Annotated in this window: 15 protein-coding genes; 6 read left to right on the forward strand and 9 right to left on the reverse strand. The window is 55.0% G+C overall.

Features of this window, described 5'->3' with window-relative positions; translation table 11 throughout:
* Positions 1 to 132: 132 nt before the first annotated feature.
* Complete coding sequence (dusC, locus tag L379_RS08380; RefSeq protein WP_015572323.1) at positions 133 to 1,068, reverse strand: tRNA dihydrouridine(16) synthase DusC; 936 nt, start codon at positions 1,066 to 1,068, stop codon at positions 133 to 135.
* Between the two features lie 168 nt (positions 1,069 to 1,236).
* On the opposite strand from dusC, the gene L379_RS08375 reads away from it, so the two are divergent.
* The 4 genes from L379_RS08375 to sanA all read left to right on the forward strand — a co-directional run bounded on the left by L379_RS08375 (position 1,237) and on the right by sanA (position 4,175).
* The gene (locus tag L379_RS08375; RefSeq protein WP_003859308.1) at positions 1,237 to 1,632 is read left to right on the forward strand and encodes a CidA/LrgA family protein; all 396 of its coding nucleotides are present in this window, start codon (positions 1,237 to 1,239) and stop codon (positions 1,630 to 1,632) included.
* Positions 1,629 to 2,324: a CidB/LrgB family autolysis modulator gene (locus L379_RS08370; RefSeq protein WP_015572322.1), complete on the forward strand. Its 696-nt coding sequence runs from the start codon at positions 1,629 to 1,631 to the stop codon at positions 2,322 to 2,324. Before L379_RS08375 ends, L379_RS08370 begins: the two co-directional genes overlap by 4 nt.
* A gap of 128 nt (positions 2,325 to 2,452) precedes the next feature.
* Positions 2,453 to 3,337, forward strand: coding sequence for a cytidine deaminase (gene cdd, locus L379_RS08365; protein ID WP_032103253.1), 885 nt, complete (start codon positions 2,453 to 2,455; stop codon positions 3,335 to 3,337).
* Positions 3,338 to 3,464: 127 nt separating this feature from the next.
* Positions 3,465 to 4,175 carry an outer membrane permeability protein SanA gene (sanA, locus tag L379_RS08360; protein ID WP_017383381.1) on the forward strand — a complete coding sequence of 237 codons (711 nt, stop codon included), beginning with the start codon at positions 3,465 to 3,467 and terminating at the stop codon, positions 4,173 to 4,175.
* Positions 4,176 to 4,302: 127 nt separating this feature from the next.
* Here sanA and mglC read toward each other — a convergent pair whose 3' ends face one another.
* From mglC to L379_RS08325, 7 genes are all read right to left on the reverse strand, one after another.
* The gene (gene mglC, locus L379_RS08355) at positions 4,303 to 5,313 is read right to left on the reverse strand and encodes a galactose/methyl galactoside ABC transporter permease MglC (protein ID WP_003859318.1); all 1,011 of its coding nucleotides are present in this window, start codon (positions 5,311 to 5,313) and stop codon (positions 4,303 to 4,305) included.
* A gap of 15 nt (positions 5,314 to 5,328) precedes the next feature.
* A complete protein-coding gene (gene mglA, locus L379_RS08350; RefSeq protein ID WP_003859320.1) occupies positions 5,329 to 6,849 on the reverse strand; it encodes a galactose/methyl galactoside ABC transporter ATP-binding protein MglA in 1,521 nt (506 codons plus the stop codon).
* Between the two features lie 79 nt (positions 6,850 to 6,928).
* Positions 6,929 to 7,927, reverse strand: coding sequence for a galactose/glucose ABC transporter substrate-binding protein MglB (mglB, locus tag L379_RS08345; protein WP_017383382.1), 999 nt, complete (start codon positions 7,925 to 7,927; stop codon positions 6,929 to 6,931).
* Between the two features lie 295 nt (positions 7,928 to 8,222).
* Entirely contained in the window at positions 8,223 to 9,245 is a 1,023-nt protein-coding gene (gene galS / locus L379_RS08340; RefSeq protein ID WP_003859324.1) for an HTH-type transcriptional regulator GalS, read from the reverse strand.
* A 155-nt stretch (positions 9,246 to 9,400) separates the two neighbouring features.
* Positions 9,401 to 10,558, reverse strand: a complete 1,158-nt coding sequence (yeiB, locus tag L379_RS08335) for a DUF418 domain-containing protein YeiB (RefSeq protein WP_032654284.1) — start codon at positions 10,556 to 10,558, stop codon at positions 9,401 to 9,403.
* Positions 10,559 to 10,576: 18 nt separating this feature from the next.
* Positions 10,577 to 11,245, reverse strand: a complete 669-nt coding sequence (folE, locus tag L379_RS08330) for a GTP cyclohydrolase I FolE (protein ID WP_015572317.1) — start codon at positions 11,243 to 11,245, stop codon at positions 10,577 to 10,579.
* A gap of 102 nt (positions 11,246 to 11,347) precedes the next feature.
* Positions 11,348 to 12,496 carry a YbfB/YjiJ family MFS transporter gene (locus L379_RS08325; protein WP_017383385.1) on the reverse strand — a complete coding sequence of 383 codons (1,149 nt, stop codon included), beginning with the start codon at positions 12,494 to 12,496 and terminating at the stop codon, positions 11,348 to 11,350.
* Between the two features lie 137 nt (positions 12,497 to 12,633).
* Here L379_RS08325 and fghA point away from each other — a divergent pair, with 137 nt between their 5' ends.
* Together fghA and L379_RS08315 are read left to right on the forward strand one after the other, a co-directional pair.
* Entirely contained in the window at positions 12,634 to 13,461 is an 828-nt protein-coding gene (fghA, locus tag L379_RS08320; RefSeq protein ID WP_032654286.1) for an S-formylglutathione hydrolase, read from the forward strand.
* Between the two features lie 267 nt (positions 13,462 to 13,728).
* Positions 13,729 to 15,714, forward strand: coding sequence for a ligand-gated channel protein (locus L379_RS08315; RefSeq protein WP_015572315.1), 1,986 nt, complete (start codon positions 13,729 to 13,731; stop codon positions 15,712 to 15,714).
* 54 nt (positions 15,715 to 15,768) lie between these two features.
* On the opposite strand, the gene L379_RS08310 is transcribed toward L379_RS08315, so the two are convergent.
* Positions 15,769 to 17,238, reverse strand: a complete 1,470-nt coding sequence (locus tag L379_RS08310) for an amino acid permease (RefSeq protein WP_032654287.1) — start codon at positions 17,236 to 17,238, stop codon at positions 15,769 to 15,771.
* Positions 17,239 to 17,362 lie beyond the last annotated feature (124 nt).

Here is a 17,362-nt window from a genome sequence, read left to right on the forward strand (position 1 = left end):
GCGAATGAAAATATTATTGTGGGTTATTTTGATTATATTTCTTATAGGGCTGCTGGTGGTAACCGGCGTATTCAAGATGATTTTCTGATTCTGTTGCCCGGCTCCGCGCCGGGCAAACACTTCACACTTCGCTCAGGATTTTGACTGGATCACCCGGGCAATATCCGCAGACGTCTGTAGCGTACGGATCTCCTGAAATAATCCCAGCGCGTCGTCGTACTCTTTACGCAAATAACTCAGCCACTGCTTAATGCGCGCGACGTGATACAAGCCGGTATCGCCTTGCTTTTCCAGCCGCGTGTATTTTTGCAGTAGTTTCACCACATCCGCCCACGGCATCCGCGGCTCATTATATTTCACCACCCGGCTGAGGTTCGGCACGTTCAGCGCACCGCGGCCAATCATCACGGCATTACAGCCGGTCTCTTTGAGGCAGGCCTGCGCGCTCTCGTAATCCCAGATTTCGCCGTTGGCAATCACCGGGATCGTAAGCCGTTTGCGGATCTCGCCAATCGCCTGCCAGTTAATGCGCTCGGCTTTATAACCATCCTCTTTGGTTCGCCCGTGCACCACCAGCTCGGTGGCGCCCGCCTGCTGCACCGCGTCAGCAATTTCAAACTGCTTGTCGTCGCTGTCCCATCCCAGACGCACTTTGACCGTCACCGGCAGATGCGATGGAACCGCCTCACGCATGGCCTTTGCGCCGCGATAAATCAGCTCCGGATCTTTAAGTAGCGTCGCCCCCCCACCGCTGCCGTTGACCAGCTTTGACGGACAGCCGCAGTTAAGATCGACGCCGTACGAACCAAGCGCTACCGCGCGGGCGGCGTTTTCAGCCAGCCACTCAGGATACTGGCCGAGCAGCTGGACGCGCACCAGCGTACCGGACGGAGTGCGGCTCTGACGATGCAGTTCCGGGCAGAGACGATAAAATGATTTTTCTGGCAGCAACATATCGACCACGCGCAGAAACTCCGTCACGCAGAGATCGTAATCGTTCACCTCGGTAAGCAGCTCGCGCACGAGAGAGTCGAGCACACCTTCCATCGGGGCCAGTAAAACACGCATTCTGAGTACCTGTGAAAAAAGACGCGCTATAGTAGCTGCTCTCTATGTATGTTGAAAGCCCGGCGTTCCATTGCGGAATGTCTGGTATGCCCAAAATTCATGATGTGATCCGTGGCACATTTTCAGGTTTAATTGTATGATGAATACGTCTCAGCAAGGACTTTCACCATGAGCAAATCACTGAATACTATCTGGCAATACCTTCGCGCCTTCGTCCTCATTTATGCCTGCCTGTACGCCGGCATTTTTATCGCTTCGCTGCTGCCGATTACGATACCCGGCAGCATTATCGGCATGCTGATCCTGTTTGTGCTGCTGGCATTACAGGTGCTGCCCGCGAAATGGGTTAATCCGGGGTGCTTCGTTCTCATTCGCTATATGGCCCTGCTTTTTGTGCCTATCGGCGTTGGGGTGATGCAGTATTACGATGTGCTTAAAGCGCAGTTCGGCCCGATTGTGGTCTCCTGCGCCATCAGTACGCTGGTGGTATTCCTGGTCGTCAGCTGGAGTTCACACATTGTGCATGGCGAACGCAAGGTCGTCGGGGAGAAAACAAAAAAATGATGGCGAATATCTGGTGGTCCCTGCCGTTAACCCTGGTGGTGTTCTTTGCTGCGCGTAAGCTTGCGGTGCGTTTCAAAATGCCGTTGCTCAACCCGCTGCTGGTCGCCATGGTGGTGATTATTCCTTTTCTGCTGCTCACCGGCATTCCTTATGAACGTTACTTCGCCGGGAGCAAGATCCTCAACGATTTGTTGCAGCCTGCCGTGGTGGCGCTGGCGTTTCCTTTATATGAGCAACTGCATCAGATCCGCGCGCGCTGGAAATCCATCATTACCATCTGCTTTGTGGGTAGCCTTGTTGCGATGATCACCGGTACCTCGGTGGCCTTATTGATGGGCGCGTCGCCGCAGATCGCCGCCTCTATCCTGCCTAAATCCGTCACCACGCCGATTGCCATGGCCGTGGGCGGCAGCATCGGGGGCATTCCGGCCATCAGCGCCGTGTGCGTGATTTTCGTCGGTATCCTGGGCGCGGTGTTTGGTCATACGCTGCTGAATATCATGAAAATTCGGACCAAAGCGGCACGCGGTCTGGCGATGGGTACCGCCTCGCACGCGCTGGGCACCGCACGCTGCGCGGAACTGGATTATCAGGAAGGGGCATTCAGCTCGCTGGCGCTGGTGATCTGCGGGATTATCACTTCCCTGGTCGCGCCGTTTATCTTCCCGATTATTCTGGCAGTCATGGGCTAAAATTTGCGATGCGTCGCGCAAATTTCATTTTCATTTCATAAGTTGCACACATAATGAGATTTGGATCACATATAAAGGCCGTACGGCTCCGTACACTACCGATCCATTAACCTTGATGAGGCAACGTCATGCATCCACGTTTTCAAGCTGCTTTCTCTCAGCTTGCAGAGAATTTGCAATCAGCCCTGGCTCCGGTTCTGGCGGATGCGCATTTCCCCGCCCTGCTGACGGCAGATCAGGTCACGACCCTTAAACAGGCAACGGGGCTGGACGAAGACGCGCTGGCTTTCGCCCTGCTGCCCCTGGCGGCTGCCTGCGCCCGCGCTGACCTTTCCCATTTCAACGTAGGCGCAATTGCGCGCGGCGTGAGCGGAACCTGGTACTTCGGCGGAAACATGGAGTTTCTTGGTGCGACCATGCAGCAAACCGTCCACGCGGAGCAGAGCGCCATCAGTCACGCCTGGCTGCGCGGCGAAAAAGCCCTGCGCGCCATCACCGTCAACTATACCCCTTGCGGCCACTGCCGCCAGTTTATGAATGAGCTGAACAGCGGTCTTGAACTGCGTATCAACCTGCCGGGACGCGCACCGCATACGCTGGGTGATTACCTGCCGGATGCTTTCGGCCCGAAAGATCTTGAGATCAAAACCCTGCTGATGGACGAGCAGGACCACGGTTATGCGCTCTCGGGAGATGAGCTGAGCGAAGCGGCCATTGCCGCCGCCAATAAAAGCCACACGCCCTACAGCAAATCTCCAAGCGGCGTCGCCCTTCAGTGCCGCGACGGCCGCATCTTCACCGGCAGCTATGCAGAGAACGCCGCATTTAACCCGACGCTGCCTCCGCTCCAGGGTGCCCTGAACCTGCTTAGCCTGAACGGGTATGACTACCCGGATATTCAGCGCGCAATCCTGGCTGAAAAGGCCGATGCGCCGCTGATCCAGTGGGACGCGACCGCAGCCACGCTGAAAGCGCTGGGCTGTTCAACCATCGACCGCGTGCTGCTGGCATAATCTGTTCGGCGAGCAGAGTTGCCCGCCAGTCTGACGAAAAACCCCTCAGTTGAATCGCTGTTTCTTGCGCTAACCAGGCGGGTACAGTAGCCTGAGGGAAATTTCATCATCGGTACGAGCCATCTGCATGTTAAAGCGCGTGTTTTACAGCCTGTCTGTCCTGGTCGGCATACTGCTGTTGATCGTGCTGGGTCTCGACCGCTGGATGAGCTGGAAAACAGCCCCCTACATTTTTGATGACCTACAGGATCTCCCCTACCGTCAGGTTGGTGTGGTGCTTGGCACCGCCAAGTATTACCGCACTGGCGTCATAAATCAGTATTACCGGTATCGTATTCAGGGCGCGCTGAACGCCTATAACAGCGGCAAGGTGAACTATCTGCTGCTGAGCGGCGATAACGCGCTGCAAAGCTATAACGAGCCGGTGACGATGCGCAAAGATCTGATTGCCGCAGGCGTCGACCCGGCCGATATCGTGCTCGACTACGCCGGATTCCGCACGCTTGATTCCATCGTGCGTACCCGCAAGGTGTTCGACACCAATGATTTCATCATCATTACCCAGCGTTTCCACTGCGAGCGGGCGCTGTTTATCGCCCTGCATATGGGCATTCAGGCGCAGTGTTATGCGGTGCCATCGCCAAAGGATATGCTGAGCGTGCGCGTACGTGAGTTTGGCGCTCGTTTTGGCGCGCTGGCTGACCTGTACTTATTCAAACGTGAACCGCGCTTTTTAGGCCCGCTGGTGCCGATCCCAACGATGCACGAAGTGCCGGAGAATGCACAGGGTTACCCGGCGGTAACGCCAGAGCAGTTGCTGGAAATTCAGAAGAAGTAATAACTTTTGTCGGGTGGCGGCTTCGCCTTACCCGACCTACGATCGCGATTTTGTAGGCCCGGTAAGCGTCGCGCCACCAGGCAAAAAAAGGCCCGCTACGTGAGCGGGCCTTTTCATTCTGAAGATCTTACTTCTTACGCGCGTACTTCAGTGAATCCAGCGCAACCGCGAAGATGATGATGGCGCCCTTGATGATGTACTGCCAGTAGGGGTTCACGCCGATGTAGGTCAGGCCGTAGTTGATAACGGTGAAGATGATCACACCGGTCACCACGCCCAGCACGGTCCCCACGCCGCCGCTGAAGGAGACGCCGCCAACCACGCAGGCTGCAATCGCATCCAGTTCGTACATAAAGCCGAGGTTGTTGGTTGCAGAGCCGATACGGCCCGCTTCCAGCATCCCGCCGAAGGCGTAGAAGACCCCGGACAGGGCGTAAATCATCAGCAGGTTCAGAGCCACGTTGACCCCGGACACTTTCGCCGCTTCAGGGTTACCGCCGATAGCAAAGATGTTTTTACCGAAGCGGGTTTTGTTCCACAGGATCCAGACGAACGCCACCGCAATCAGCGCATAGAAGGTGATGTAGGAGAGACGGAAGCTGCCCAGCGCAACAAACCCCTGCGTGAAGGTCGAGAAGCCGCTGTCGAAGCCAGAGATTGGAGACGCGCCGACGAAATCGTAGTACAGGGAGTTGATACCATAAACGATGATCATCGTGCCCAGCGTGGTGATGAATGGCGTCACGTTCAGGTAAGCAATGATGATGCCGTTAATCAGGCCAATTACCGCGCCGATGGCGCACACGATCAGGATCACCACGAAAATCGGCATGGTCGCCATCTCCGGGAACACCTTGTTGGCGTTTTCCATCGACTGCAACAGGGTTGCCGCAATGACCGCCGCCAGACCCACCTGGCGCCCTGCCGAAAGGTCAGTCCCCTGGGTAACGATAAGTCCCGCCACGCCAAGCGCGATAATAATACGTACGGAAGACTGGGTCAGAATGTTACTCAAGTTCAGCAGACTTAAGAACGTAGGGTCCTGGAAAATAATAATCGCCAGCAAGACTAAAAGAACAACGTAAATACCGCCTTCTTTCAGATAAGTGAGAAAACTTTTTTTATTTAACGCACTCATGAGGAGCCCCTGATCTTAAAGGTGCAAAGACGCAAGACGCAAAATTTCGTTTTGCGTTGTCGTTTTGGTTTCAACAATACCGGCAACGAGACCATTGCTCATAACCAGAATACGGTCTGTGATCCCTAACAATTCCGGCATTTCGGAAGAAATAATAATGATCCCTTTATCTTTTTTCGCCAGCTCGGCGATCAGCTGGTAAATCTCAAATTTTGCACCCACGTCGATACCGCGCGTAGGTTCATCCAGCATCAGAATTTCAGGTTGGGTTAATAGCCAGCGACCAATAATGACTTTCTGCTGGTTCCCTCCCGAGAGTGAGCCAATTTGCGTGCGGTGGCCCGGCGTTTTCACGCGCATGGAGTCAATCACCCACTGGGTATCGCTCTTCATGCGGGAATTATCCAGCAGCCCGACTTTATTTTTGTAATTGCGAATATTAGAAATTAACGAGTTAAAGTTAATATCCAGATAAGCGTAAATACCGGTGGAACGACGCTCTTCCGTCACCAGCGCAAAGCCATTATTAATGGCTTCGTTGGCGTTGTGGTTGTTGATCTTCTTACCGTGCAGCGTAATGGTGCCTTCGGCTTTCTCACGGATACCAAACAGGGTTTCCACGATATCGGTGCGCTTGGCGCCCACCAGCCCTGCGATGCCAAGGATCTCCCCCTTGTGCAGATCGAAAGAGACATCGCGGATAGACGGCTGACGCAGCGAGGTCAGGTTACGCACCTCCAGAATCACTTCGCCTGGCTTGTTTTCTTTATCCGGGAAACGCTGGTTCAGAGAACGGCCAACCATCATGGCAATGATCTTGTCCATATCCAGCCCTTCCAGCGGCTGGGTGGCGATCCACTGGCCGTCGCGCAGGATGGTGATTTCATCGCACAGCTGGAAGATCTCTTCCATTTTATGTGAGATATAGACAATGCCGCAGCCGCGATCTTTCAGCTTACGAATAATGGTAAAAAGGTGGTTAACCTCTTTTTCCGTTAATGACGATGTCGGTTCATCCATGATCACGATTTTCGCATCATAGGAGAACGCTTTGGCAATTTCGATCATCTGCATCTGGGAAACGGATAATGTCCCGACGCGTGCGCGCGGGTCGATATCAATATCCAGCTCATCAAAAATGGCTTTGGTGTCGCGATACATTTTATCCTGATCGACAAAGACACCTTTGGTTGGATAACGACCCAACCACATATTATCCATAACTGAACGTTGCAGAACCAGGTTTAATTCCTGGTGTACCATCGAGATACCGTTCTCCAGCGCTTCTTTCGCTGAATGGAAGTCGATCTCTTTTCCCTGAAAAAGAATGCTGCCAGAATCTTTTTGATAGATCCCAAAGAGGCATTTTAATAATGTTGATTTACCCGCACCGTTTTCACCCATTAACGCATGAATAGAGTGTGGACGAACTTTTAAATTAACATTATCGAGCGCCTTAACACCGGGGAATGACTTGTTGACACCGGTCATTTCCAACAAGTATTCACCGGACGACTGAGTAGTTGTGCTGACCATAATTATACCTTGTTGGCCTCGCATATCGCGTTATAAAAGGGCGCAACGAATTGCGCCCAGTGAAGACAATGCAGATAACTTATTTACCGATAAACTCAGCCAGGTTGGACTGGTCTACGCCCACGTAAGGAACGCGAACGATTTTGTTGTCAATTTTCCAGTTAGTCCCGTCAGCGGCGCCTTTACCGTCGGCCAGGTTTTTCGCCAGATCGAAGGTGGCTTTCGCCTGGTTGTTGGCATCGTTCAGCACGGTACCGGCCATAGCGCCAGATTTCACCAGCGCCAGCGCTTCTGGCAGGGCATCCACACCGAATACAGGAATGGCGGATTTGTTGTGGGCTTTCAGCGCTTCTACCGCACCCATTGCCATCGCATCGTTGTTGGCGATGACCACTTCAATTTTGTTGGCGTTCGGGCCAGAGAGCCACGCGTCCATCTTATCTTTCGCCTGAGCGGTATCCCACATGGCGGTGTCTAACGCCAGCTGCTGGGTTTTCAGACCCTTGTCGTTCAGCTCTTTAATAACGTAGGTGGTACGTGCTTCAGCATCCGGATGGCCCGGTTCGCCTTTCAGCAGAACGAACTGAATCTGACCATCTTTGTTCAGATCCCAGTTCGGGTTCGCCGCCCAGTGTTTCGCAATCAGATCGCCCTGGATAATCCCGGACTCTTTGGAGTCGGTACCCACGTAATACGCTTTATCGTAGCTGTCCAGCGCCTTACGGGAAGGTTCTTTGTTGAAGAAGACAATTGGCACGTTCTGGCCGCGCGCTTTCTCGATCACCGTGCCTGCCGCAGCCGGGTCAACCAGGTTAATAGCCAGCGCTTTCACGCCTTTTGCCAGAAGAACGTCAATCTGATCGTTCTGTTTGGACTGGTCATTCTGGGAGTCATTCATCAGCAGCTGCACGTCTGGCGCTGATTTAGCATCTTTTTCAATTGCTTTACGCACAACGGACATGAAGTTGTCGTCGTATTTATAGATAGTCACGCCAATACGGGTATCCGCTGCGTGCGCTGCTGCGCCAAAAAGCATGCTTGCCATGACAGCAGACAGAGTCAACACCTTCTTATTCATGGTATCTCCGGTTTTTTTTATGCAGGGTAGTTCTTGTGAAAAACGGTCGGCGGGCAGAAGTTAATAAAACGTTACTGATCGCCGAAGTTCACTTATAAAATGTCCAGCTTCCGTGTTCGGTAACGCTCCAGAAATGCGTTTTATTCGTTGTTTGAGGCATGCTGGTAACGGTAAAAGTGAATAATCACCGTTACATTATGTTTCAGCCCCTAAAACGCTGACATCATAGACAGCGGCTTGTTAAGATACTGTGAATTTACTCACAGATTGAAAACGGTTACATCACGTGATGTTATCAGTTAGTGATCGGAGCCACAGTTTGTCGGATAGCGACCGAATGGCGGCGTACTAAAGTCGGCATAAAACAATGCGTTGCGTCAGGATCTAACAGCCCTGCCGCCCCCTGTAACGCCAGCTCTGTCGCCAGTTTCGCCATCGACGCAATGGGGTAACGCACCGTTGTCAGCTGCGGATCGGTGTAACGGGCAATCGGGATATCGTCAAAGCCGATCAGCGATAAATGCTGTGGCACCGCAATGCCGTTGTCTTTCAGCGCGGTAAGCGCACCTGCCGCCATGCTGTCGTTATAGGCAAACACGGCCGTCAGCTGAAGATTACGCCCCAGCAGTTCCACCATTGCCGCTTCACCGCCCTGCATGTCCGGCGAACCGGTACCTACCCAGCTTTCCAGCGGCGCAATGCCCTGCTCTTTCAGGGCGTTTTGCCAGCCCTCGCGGCGCATCATGTCGTCTTCAATACCGTGGCTGGAGGCCAGATAACCAATGCGCTGATGGCCGTTGCTGATGAGCATCCGCGTCGCCATCATCGCGCCGCTGATGTTATCCAGACCGACGCAGCGGTGCGCGTAGCCGGGGACGATACGGTTGATCAGCACCATGCCGGGGATCTGCTCCATAAACCCGGCCAGCTCTTCATCGCTCAGGGCTTTAGAGTGCACAATCAGGGCGTTACAGCGCTGGCGGATCAGTACCTCAATGGCATAACGCTCTTTTTCAGCCTCGTGATAGCTGTTGCCAATCAGCACATATTTCTGGTGCTGCTGGGCAACGACGTCCACCGCTTTGACCAGCGCGCCGAAGAAGGCGTCCGACACGTCCATCACCACTACGCCAATGGTATCGCTGACCTGCGTCGCCAGCGCCTGGGCATTAGCGTTTGGCCGGTACCCCAGTTGGGTCACGGCTTTCATTACGGTTTCACGCGTTTCAGGGCTGACCAGCGCACTGTTGTTCAGCACGCGGGAGACAGTAGCAACAGAAACACCCGCCTGGCGGGCGACGTCACGAATGGTGATCATATTCACCACCCTTTAAAGGATTGCAGCAACTCACAGACACCCCCTGTGTTTAGCAAGGTGGCTATTCTGGCAGCGAGAGAGAGGAGACTACGTGAAGAAGCTCACACAGATGAAAACGCTTACATCCGTTTTGTTAATGATTGTGATCCAGATCGTTATCTGGATGTATTACGCAATGACACGCCCGAAGCACGGGCGGTTAACCGTCGCCATGTCCATTCCAGCGGGCCCTGGCGGAAAAAACGCAGCCAGACAACCGAAAACACCACGTTAACAATCCAGACCGGAATAACAAACGCCAGCAGCGTCAGGCGGTCGAATTTCATAAACAGGCCGAATCGGTAGAAAAGCGTGGTGCATATCAGCGTTTGCAGGATGTAATTGCTTAACGCCATCCGTCCAACACAGGCCACCGCACTGACGATCCACAGGCGGGAAAGCTGGGGCCAGAAGCCGTAGATCAGCGCCGCATAGCCAATAGTCTGGAACGGCGCGCTCAGTTCGCGCGGCACCTGCAACAGGAACGCACACCAGCGGTAATCCCACTGAAGATGCCACTGCATCATCACCGCCGGGAGGTTGATGATCACGCCGAGCAGCACCAGCCCTGCTCCCGTACGACGATAGTGTCGCAGGCTAAATTCCCCTTTCAGCCAGCCGGTGCGCATCAGGGCTGCGCCCATCAGCATCATCCCCGCCAGCTGCCAGCCGTATTGCGCGCCCAGCGCCAGCAGATTATCGCCGAGCATATCGGCCCGGTTGCCTATCGCTTCCATGCCGCCTTTCAGCTTCCAGAACTGCTCATATTGCAGGTTGGCCGCATCCGGGATCCATGAACGACTGGTGGAAGCATCGGCAATCATGCCAAGCAGCAATAACACGGCCAGTCCCATGACATAGAGCATCACGCCGGTATTAAACAGGCTTTTCACACCGGGCGCGTCGCGGATCAGCCGCCAGCAAATCAGCCCCACCAGACCATACGCGAGCAGAATATCGCCGTCCCAGAACAGCAGCCCGTGAATAAAACCGAGGATAACCAGCAGCGTTAAACGCGACTGGATCCAGCGCGTACCGCGTTTGAGGAGAAGCTGAAGTCCCGCGCCAAACAGAAGCGCAAAGAGGGTCAGGAATTTAACCTGTGCAAAGAGATCGAGGATTGCCCACGTCCAGGCGTCGCTGCGCGTGATGTCGCCATACCACGCAGGATTCAGATAAGCGGCCTTCGGCAGACCGAAGGCGCTGATATTCAGCAGCAGGATACCGAGAATGGCGACGCCGCGAACAAAATCGAGCGTGACGTTTCGCTCCATGGTCCCTGCCCTGTCTGATTAGTTGTGGTGACGCACGGCGCGCAGGAACTCCTGGCGGGTGTTCTGGCTCGATTTGAACAGGCCGCCCAGCGAAGTGGTGGTGGTTGCGCTGGTTGCATCACGCACGCCGCGCGCTTTCACGCAGTAGTGCACCGCGTCGATAGACACCGCCACGTTGTTAGTACCCAACAGAGTTTGCAGTGCGGTCAGGATCTGCTGCGTCAGACGCTCCTGCACCTGCGGACGCTGGGCAAAGAACTGCACGATGCGGTTGATCTTGGACAGGCCAATGACCGTATCTTTTGGAATATAGGCCACCGTCGCTTTACCATCGATGGTCACAAAGTGATGCTCGCAGGTGCTGGTCAGCGTGATATCGCGTACCGTCACCATCTCATCGACCTTCATCTTATTTTCAATGACGGTGATTTTCGGGAAGTTCGCGTAATCCAGGCCGGAGAAAATTTCGTCGACGTACATCTTCGCGATGCGGTGCGGCGTCTCCATCAGGCTGTCGTCGCTCAGATCGAGATTCAGCAGTTGCATGATCTCCGTCATATGGCCGGCGATCAGACTCTTGCGGGTATCATTGTCCAGCTCCTGCACGGGCGGGCGCAGTGGCGTTTCAAGACCGCGCGCAACCAGCGCTTCATGGACAAGGGCTGCTTCTTTACTGAGTGATGACATTCTTTTCTCCTGCTGGTGTGGCGTCTTTTGCCCTCGTTGTGGCAAAAGTGTGCGCTCATTGTGCGTGAGGCGACGCACATAATCCAGTATTCACGACGATAATTATTGCAATTGCTGTTGCCTTTCAGCCTGACGGTTCCAGACTAACGCTCCGCCAACGAACAGCGCGATCCCCGCCAGCCCCAGCGCAGGTTCCAGCCGATGCGTGAGCCAGGTCGACAGTGCCGACGTGACCGGACCCACCAGCTGACCAATGGCATACCCGGTGGTGAGCAGTCCCGCCATATAACGCGTGTGGTCTGGCGCCAGCTCGCGACCGTACAAAAGAGAGAGCTGCACGGCGCAGAGGAACCCGCCGCCCACCAGCAGCCCACCCGTCAGCAAGCCGCCTATGCCCGGCAGCAGCCAGGCCGCCAGCACGCCAATCCCCTGTAACCACAGAACAATCGCCAGCCTGCGGTTAGCGCTTGATGTATGCCGCAGGGCAATGCTGAGCGCAATTCCCACCACCGAGGCGGCGCCAAATATCGGCCAGACAAACTGGGCAAACAGGCTGCCGGGAAAACGCACCGCCGCCATTTGCGATAAAAAGGTCGCCGGGAGGATATAGCCGAACCCTGCCAGGCTGTAGCTCCAGACCAGACGCTTGAGATCTGCGGTCAGCAGCAGCGGTTCAGGCGCGGTACCGGGCCGATGGAGCTGCCCGGACCGCGGCAGGTAGCGCGCCACCAGCACAATCAGCACCAGCGCCAGTACGCCGTAGATTTGCCATGCCGCCCCGGCGGACAAGGATTTCGCCTGAATATAGACCGCCAGCAGGCCGCTCAGGGCGATGCCGGCCCCGGGTCCGGCAAAGACGGCCGCACTGAGTCCCGGTTTGCCCAGTTGCCCCAGCCGCTCGTTGGTCCAGGCGGCAATCAGCACCATCGACCAGCCGCTCATGCAGCCGATCACAAAGCGCAGCAGACCGTGAACAACGGCATTATCTGCCGCCGCGGAGAGCAGCGTTAGCGCCACCGCACCGGTGATGCCAAGCCAGAGACGCGTTTCAACGAAGCGATGGGCGCGCATGGCATCCCATGCCCCCACCAGATAGCCCAGATAGTTCATTGCCGCCACCAGCCCCGCGCTGGTAAGCGTGAGTTGCCCGGCGGCTATCATCAGCGGCACCTGAGGCGTGAAGGCGAAGCGCCCTATCCCCATCGCCACGACCAGAACCACAAATCCGCTGAGCGCGATACGCAGCGCCATGATCGCTCCAATTGTTAAAGAAAAGTAAATTTATGATGCAACATCTCGCCGTCCTGCGAAAGTGAAAGTTGCTCACAGGTCAATGAAAACTCTGTATTATGCGTTTTATGAATCGTCTTACCTTTAAGGAGCCCTGCATGGAACTGCTCGAAGAGCATCGTTGTTTTGAAGGTCGACAGCAGCGCTGGCGGCACGACTCCACCGCGCTGAATTGTGCTATGACGTTCAGCATTTTCCTGCCCCCTGCGGACAATCCACCGGTGCTGTACTGGCTTTCAGGCCTGACCTGCAACGACGAAAACTTCACCACCAAAGCGGGTGCCCAGCGTATTGCCGCCGAACTGGGCATTGCGCTGGTGATGCCAGATACCAGCCCGCGTGGCGATGACGTGGCCGACGATGCCGGATACGATTTGGGTAAAGGCGCCGGGTTCTATCTCAACGCCACGGAACAACCGTGGGCGAGCCATTACCGCATGTATGACTACATTCGCGATGAACTGCCTGCCCTGGTGCACTCTCAGTTCGCGGTCAGCGAGCGCTGCGCGATAAGCGGACATTCGATGGGTGGCCACGGGGCGCTGATAATGGCGCTGAAAAATCCGGGGAAATACACCAGCGTGTCCGCATTTGCGCCGATTGTGAACCCAACGCAGGTGCCGTGGGGGCAAAAAGCCTTTACGCACTATCTGGGTGAAGATGCAGAAAATTGGCAGGAATGGGACAGCTGCGCGTTGATGCTGGCGAGCGATTCGACGAATGCGATCCCAATGCTTATCGATCAGGGCGATGCGGATCAGTTCCTCGCCGGACAGCTACAGCCTGCGGTGCTGGCGGAAGCCGCGCGCCAGAAGGACTGGCCGCTAACGCTGCGCATTCAGCCGGGATACGACCACAGCTATTACTTCATAGCGTCCTTTATTGAGGATCATCTCCGCTTCCATGCGGAGCATCTGTTCAGATAAGTTCCGCCTTTTGCCCGGTAGCGCCTCCTGCCTACCGGGTCTTCCCCTCCCCCTCTTTACATACTTCTATCCGCTTGAATCCAGCCTGATTTCTGTCGCCGACACCCAAACACAAATGATTTCAATTATCATTTGTGTTTACAATTCTACATTCTTTTGTACAATTCCAGGCTCTTCTCCATCTCAAAGAGTTCTTACAAGACAAAAACATACAGTTCTCAGGGTTATCCCGATGGAGTTTTATTCATTTTTATACGGAATGTACAAATGACAATACCGCGCATTAAGCTCCTGGCCGTCGCCATTGGCGCTGCCACATGTTCCCCCTTCGTTCACGCAGCCGATCAGGACACCGTTGTCGTCACCGCGACGGGTTTTGAACAAAAGATCCAGAATGCCCCCGCCTCCATCTCTGTGATTTCAAAACAGCAGATTGAAGATAAAGCCTACCGTGATGTTACCGATGCCCTGAGAGACGTCCCGGGCGTTGTCGTCACTGGCGGCGGGAGCAGCAGTGATATCAGTATTCGCGGCATGGCCTCTCAGTACACCCTGTTCCTGGTGAACGGCAAACGCGTCAGTACGCGAAGCACCCGCCCCAACAGCGACAACTCGGGTATTGAACAAGGCTGGCTGCCGCCGCTGGAGTCCATTGAGCGCATCGAGGTCATCCGCGGCCCGATGTCCTCGCTTTACGGCTCCGATGCTATGGGTGGCGTAATTAACGTCATTACCAAAAAAGTCTCAAACACTAAAGCCTGGACCGGTTCGTTGCATGGCGATGCGACCTTCCAGGAAAACAATGATTCCGGCGATATCTTCCAGACCAACGCCTACGCTTCTGGTCCCTTGATCGACGGACTGCTGGGCGCAAAAGTGACGGGGCTGTTGTCACGCCGCGCAGAAGATAAAATCGTGAACGGCTATAACGAGCAGAAAATGCGTAACGGTGGCATTACGCTGAACTTCACGCCGGACGAGAAGAACGATTTCGACCTCGACTTTGCTCGCGAGCTTCAGGACAGAAACAGCACCCCGGGGATGTCGAAAGCGGCTGAAACCTGCCGGGGAACAACCTGTACGCCAAATACCAAAAGCGACTCGCGCTATGAGCACACGACCTACTCCTTAACGCACAGCGGGTATTACGACGACTTCAATACCACCAGCTATATCCAGCAGGAAGAGACCAATAATCCAGGTCGCAAAATGCGCTCCTATAACACCACCTTCAACAACCAGAACCAGATTTTCCTCGGCGATCATACGTTGACCCTCGGCGGGCAGTATCGTTATGAGAAACTGCGCGACAAGGGTAATCAGCTGGAAGCTGCTGACGGCCTGAACAAACTGACGCGCTGGAGCTGGGCCCTGTTTGCCGAAGATGAATGGGCAATGACGGAAAGCTTTACGTTGACCGGCGGCCTGCGTATGGACAAAGACCAAAACTACGGTACTAACTGGACGCCGCGCGGTTACGGCGTATGGCACCTGGCCGATCAGTGGACATTAAAAGGCGGGGTTTCGGCTGGCTATCGTGCGCCGGATCTGCGTCAGTCGTCTGCCAGCTGGGGCCAGGTAACGGGTGGCGGCCGTCTTGACGGTATCATCGTTGGCAACCCGGATCTGAAACCAGAGAAGAGCCTGAGCGAAGAGCTCGCCCTGCTCTGGGATAACAACGATAACCTGAATGCCGGCGTAACGCTGTTTAATACCGACTTCAAGGACAAGATTACGGAAGTTCGCCGCTGTAACAGCAGCGCCGATCCCGCCTGTACGATTGGCGATCACAGCTATGATTTCGTCAGCGATCGCGTCAACGTGGACAAAGCCAACATGCGCGGTGTGGAGTCCTCCTTCGGGTGGAAAATCACGCGCGATGTGAACTGGACTGCAAACTACACCTATACGGAGTCTGAGCAGAAGAGCGGCCAGTTCTCCGGCAAGCCACTGAACAAAATGCCGAAACACATGTTCAACACCACCCTGGACTGGCAGGCGACGCCAGATGTCGGATTCTGGAGCCGTCTGAACCTGCGCGGTAAAACGTCTGAGTACCTGAGCCGCACGTCAATGTCCCAGGGTACGCCGTCCTACACTCAGGTTGATGTCGGTATGCGCTACAACGCCAACAAAAACCTGCTGGTTACTGCCGGTGTGTATAACGTGCTCGATAAGCAGATTGATTACGATACGTATGACACCGTGCTGGATGGCCGTCGCTACACCGTCGGCATGACCTACAGCTTCTGATCTGCCCATAAAAAAGCCCGCTCAACTGAGCGGGCTAAAAAAGAGGAAGTGCGGTTATTGTTTAAATCGTTCCGGGAAATCCATTTCACTGTAGCGAACGAAGCGTGTTCCTTTCGTCAGTTTGTAGCCAAACCAGATGATCAGGAACAGCGGAATGCCAATATAGGTGGCCGTGACGGCGCCCCAGTCAATGGTGTCCGCAAGGAAGGCCTCATAGTTCTGACCCAGGGTAATAATCAGGCACAGAACGAAGGCGAAGATCGGCCCCAGCGGGAAGAACCCTGACCGGTACGGCAGATTATTCAGATCATGCCCCTGCTTGACGTACCCGCGACGGAAACGGTAGTGGCTGATGGCAATGCCCAGCCAGGCAATGAAGCCCGTCATACCAGAGGTGTTAAGCAGCCACAGGTAGACCGTCTGATTGCCGAACATGGAGGTCAGGAAACAGAGACCCGCAATCACCGTGGTCGCATACAGCGCGTTGCGCGGCACGCCACCGCGAGACAGTTTCGAGAAAATACGCGGCGCTTTACCGTCGCAGGCCAGGGTGTAGAGCATGCGGGTGGAGGCGTACATCCCGGAGTTACCCGCAGACAGTACCGCCGTCAGGATCACCGCGTTCATCACCGCCGCGGCAGAGAGCAGGCCCGCGTGCTGGAAGACCAGCGTGAACGGGCTGACGCTGATGTCTTTCACATCGTTACGCAGCAGGCTTGGGTCGGTATACGGAATAATCAGGCTGATAATCAGGATCGCGAACACATAGAACAGCAGGATACGCCAGAACACCTGACGCACCGCGCGCGGAATGTTCTTCTCCGGGTTTTCGGATTCACCGGCCGCGATACCAATCAGCTCGGTACCCTGGAAGGAGAAACCGACAATCATCGCCACGCCAATCATCGCCGAGAAGCCCCCGGCAAACGGCGCATCGCCTATAGTCCAGTTACTCCAGCCCGCCGGTTCAGCCCCTTTGAAAATACCAACGATCATCGCCACACCGACGACGATAAAGATGATGACGGTTGCCACTTTAATCAAAGAGAACCAGTATTCCGCTTCGCCAAAGCCGCGCACGGAGATGTAGTTCAGCAGGAAGATGACCGCCAGGAACAGGGCGCTCCAGATCCAGCCTTGCGTGTCCGGGAACCACCAGGTCATCACCAGCTGTGCCGCGACGAGGTCAACGGCGATGGTCACCGCCCAGTTGTACCAGTAGTTCCAGCCCAGCGCGAAGCCGAAGCCTTCCTCAACGTATTTTTGTCCGTAGGTCGAAAACGAACCAGACACCGGCATGTATGCCGCCAGTTCACCCAGGCTGGTCATCAGGAAGTAGACCATCAGGCCAATCAGAATATAAGAGAATAATGCCCCACCCGGGCCGGCTGCCGAAATTGTTGCGCCAGAGGCAACGAAAAGACCCGTACCGATGGAGCCGCCAATGGCGATCATCGTCAGGTGACGCGCCTTAAGTGCGCGACGTAGCGCGGGCGCTTCTGTGGTTTTAGTTTCTGAAACCATGTGAAAATGCTGTCCATTCAATAAATGAGGCGCGATTGTAGCAGACGATCTGCGTTGCTTCCGGCAGAAATGCTCAGTTATAAGAGAGCTTCATGACTCGGCCAGGATTATAAGTAAAGCATAA

The organism is Enterobacter sp. MGH 33 (assembly GCF_000534535.1).
In the GTDB taxonomy this organism is placed as follows: domain Bacteria; phylum Pseudomonadota; class Gammaproteobacteria; order Enterobacterales; family Enterobacteriaceae; genus Enterobacter; species Enterobacter hormaechei_C.

Excerpts from the sequence above, each read along its gene's own strand:
- galS (WP_003859324.1), bottom strand. The coding sequence starts at position 9,245 with ATGATCACCATTCGTGACGTCGCCCGCCAGGCGGGTGTTTCTGTTGCT.
- fghA (WP_032654286.1), top strand. The coding sequence starts at position 12,634 with ATGGAACTGCTCGAAGAGCATCGTTGTTTTGAAGGTCGACAGCAGCGC.
- L379_RS08370 (WP_015572322.1), top strand. The coding sequence starts at position 1,629 with ATGATGGCGAATATCTGGTGGTCCCTGCCGTTAACCCTGGTGGTGTTC.
- folE (WP_015572317.1), bottom strand. The coding sequence starts at position 11,245 with ATGTCATCACTCAGTAAAGAAGCAGCCCTTGTCCATGAAGCGCTGGTT.
- cdd (WP_032103253.1), top strand. The coding sequence starts at position 2,453 with ATGCATCCACGTTTTCAAGCTGCTTTCTCTCAGCTTGCAGAGAATTTG.
- dusC (WP_015572323.1), bottom strand. The coding sequence starts at position 1,068 with ATGCGTGTTTTACTGGCCCCGATGGAAGGTGTGCTCGACTCTCTCGTG.
- sanA (WP_017383381.1), top strand. The coding sequence starts at position 3,465 with ATGTTAAAGCGCGTGTTTTACAGCCTGTCTGTCCTGGTCGGCATACTG.
- mglC (WP_003859318.1), bottom strand. The coding sequence starts at position 5,313 with ATGAGTGCGTTAAATAAAAAAAGTTTTCTCACTTATCTGAAAGAAGGC.
- L379_RS08315 (WP_015572315.1), top strand. The coding sequence starts at position 13,729 with ATGACAATACCGCGCATTAAGCTCCTGGCCGTCGCCATTGGCGCTGCC.
- mglB (WP_017383382.1), bottom strand. The coding sequence starts at position 7,927 with ATGAATAAGAAGGTGTTGACTCTGTCTGCTGTCATGGCAAGCATGCTT.
- mglA (WP_003859320.1), bottom strand. The coding sequence starts at position 6,849 with ATGGTCAGCACAACTACTCAGTCGTCCGGTGAATACTTGTTGGAAATG.
- L379_RS08310 (WP_032654287.1), bottom strand. The coding sequence starts at position 17,238 with ATGGTTTCAGAAACTAAAACCACAGAAGCGCCCGCGCTACGTCGCGCA.
- L379_RS08325 (WP_017383385.1), bottom strand. The coding sequence starts at position 12,496 with ATGGCGCTGCGTATCGCGCTCAGCGGATTTGTGGTTCTGGTCGTGGCG.
- yeiB (WP_032654284.1), bottom strand. The coding sequence starts at position 10,558 with ATGGAGCGAAACGTCACGCTCGATTTTGTTCGCGGCGTCGCCATTCTC.
- L379_RS08375 (WP_003859308.1), top strand. The coding sequence starts at position 1,237 with ATGAGCAAATCACTGAATACTATCTGGCAATACCTTCGCGCCTTCGTC.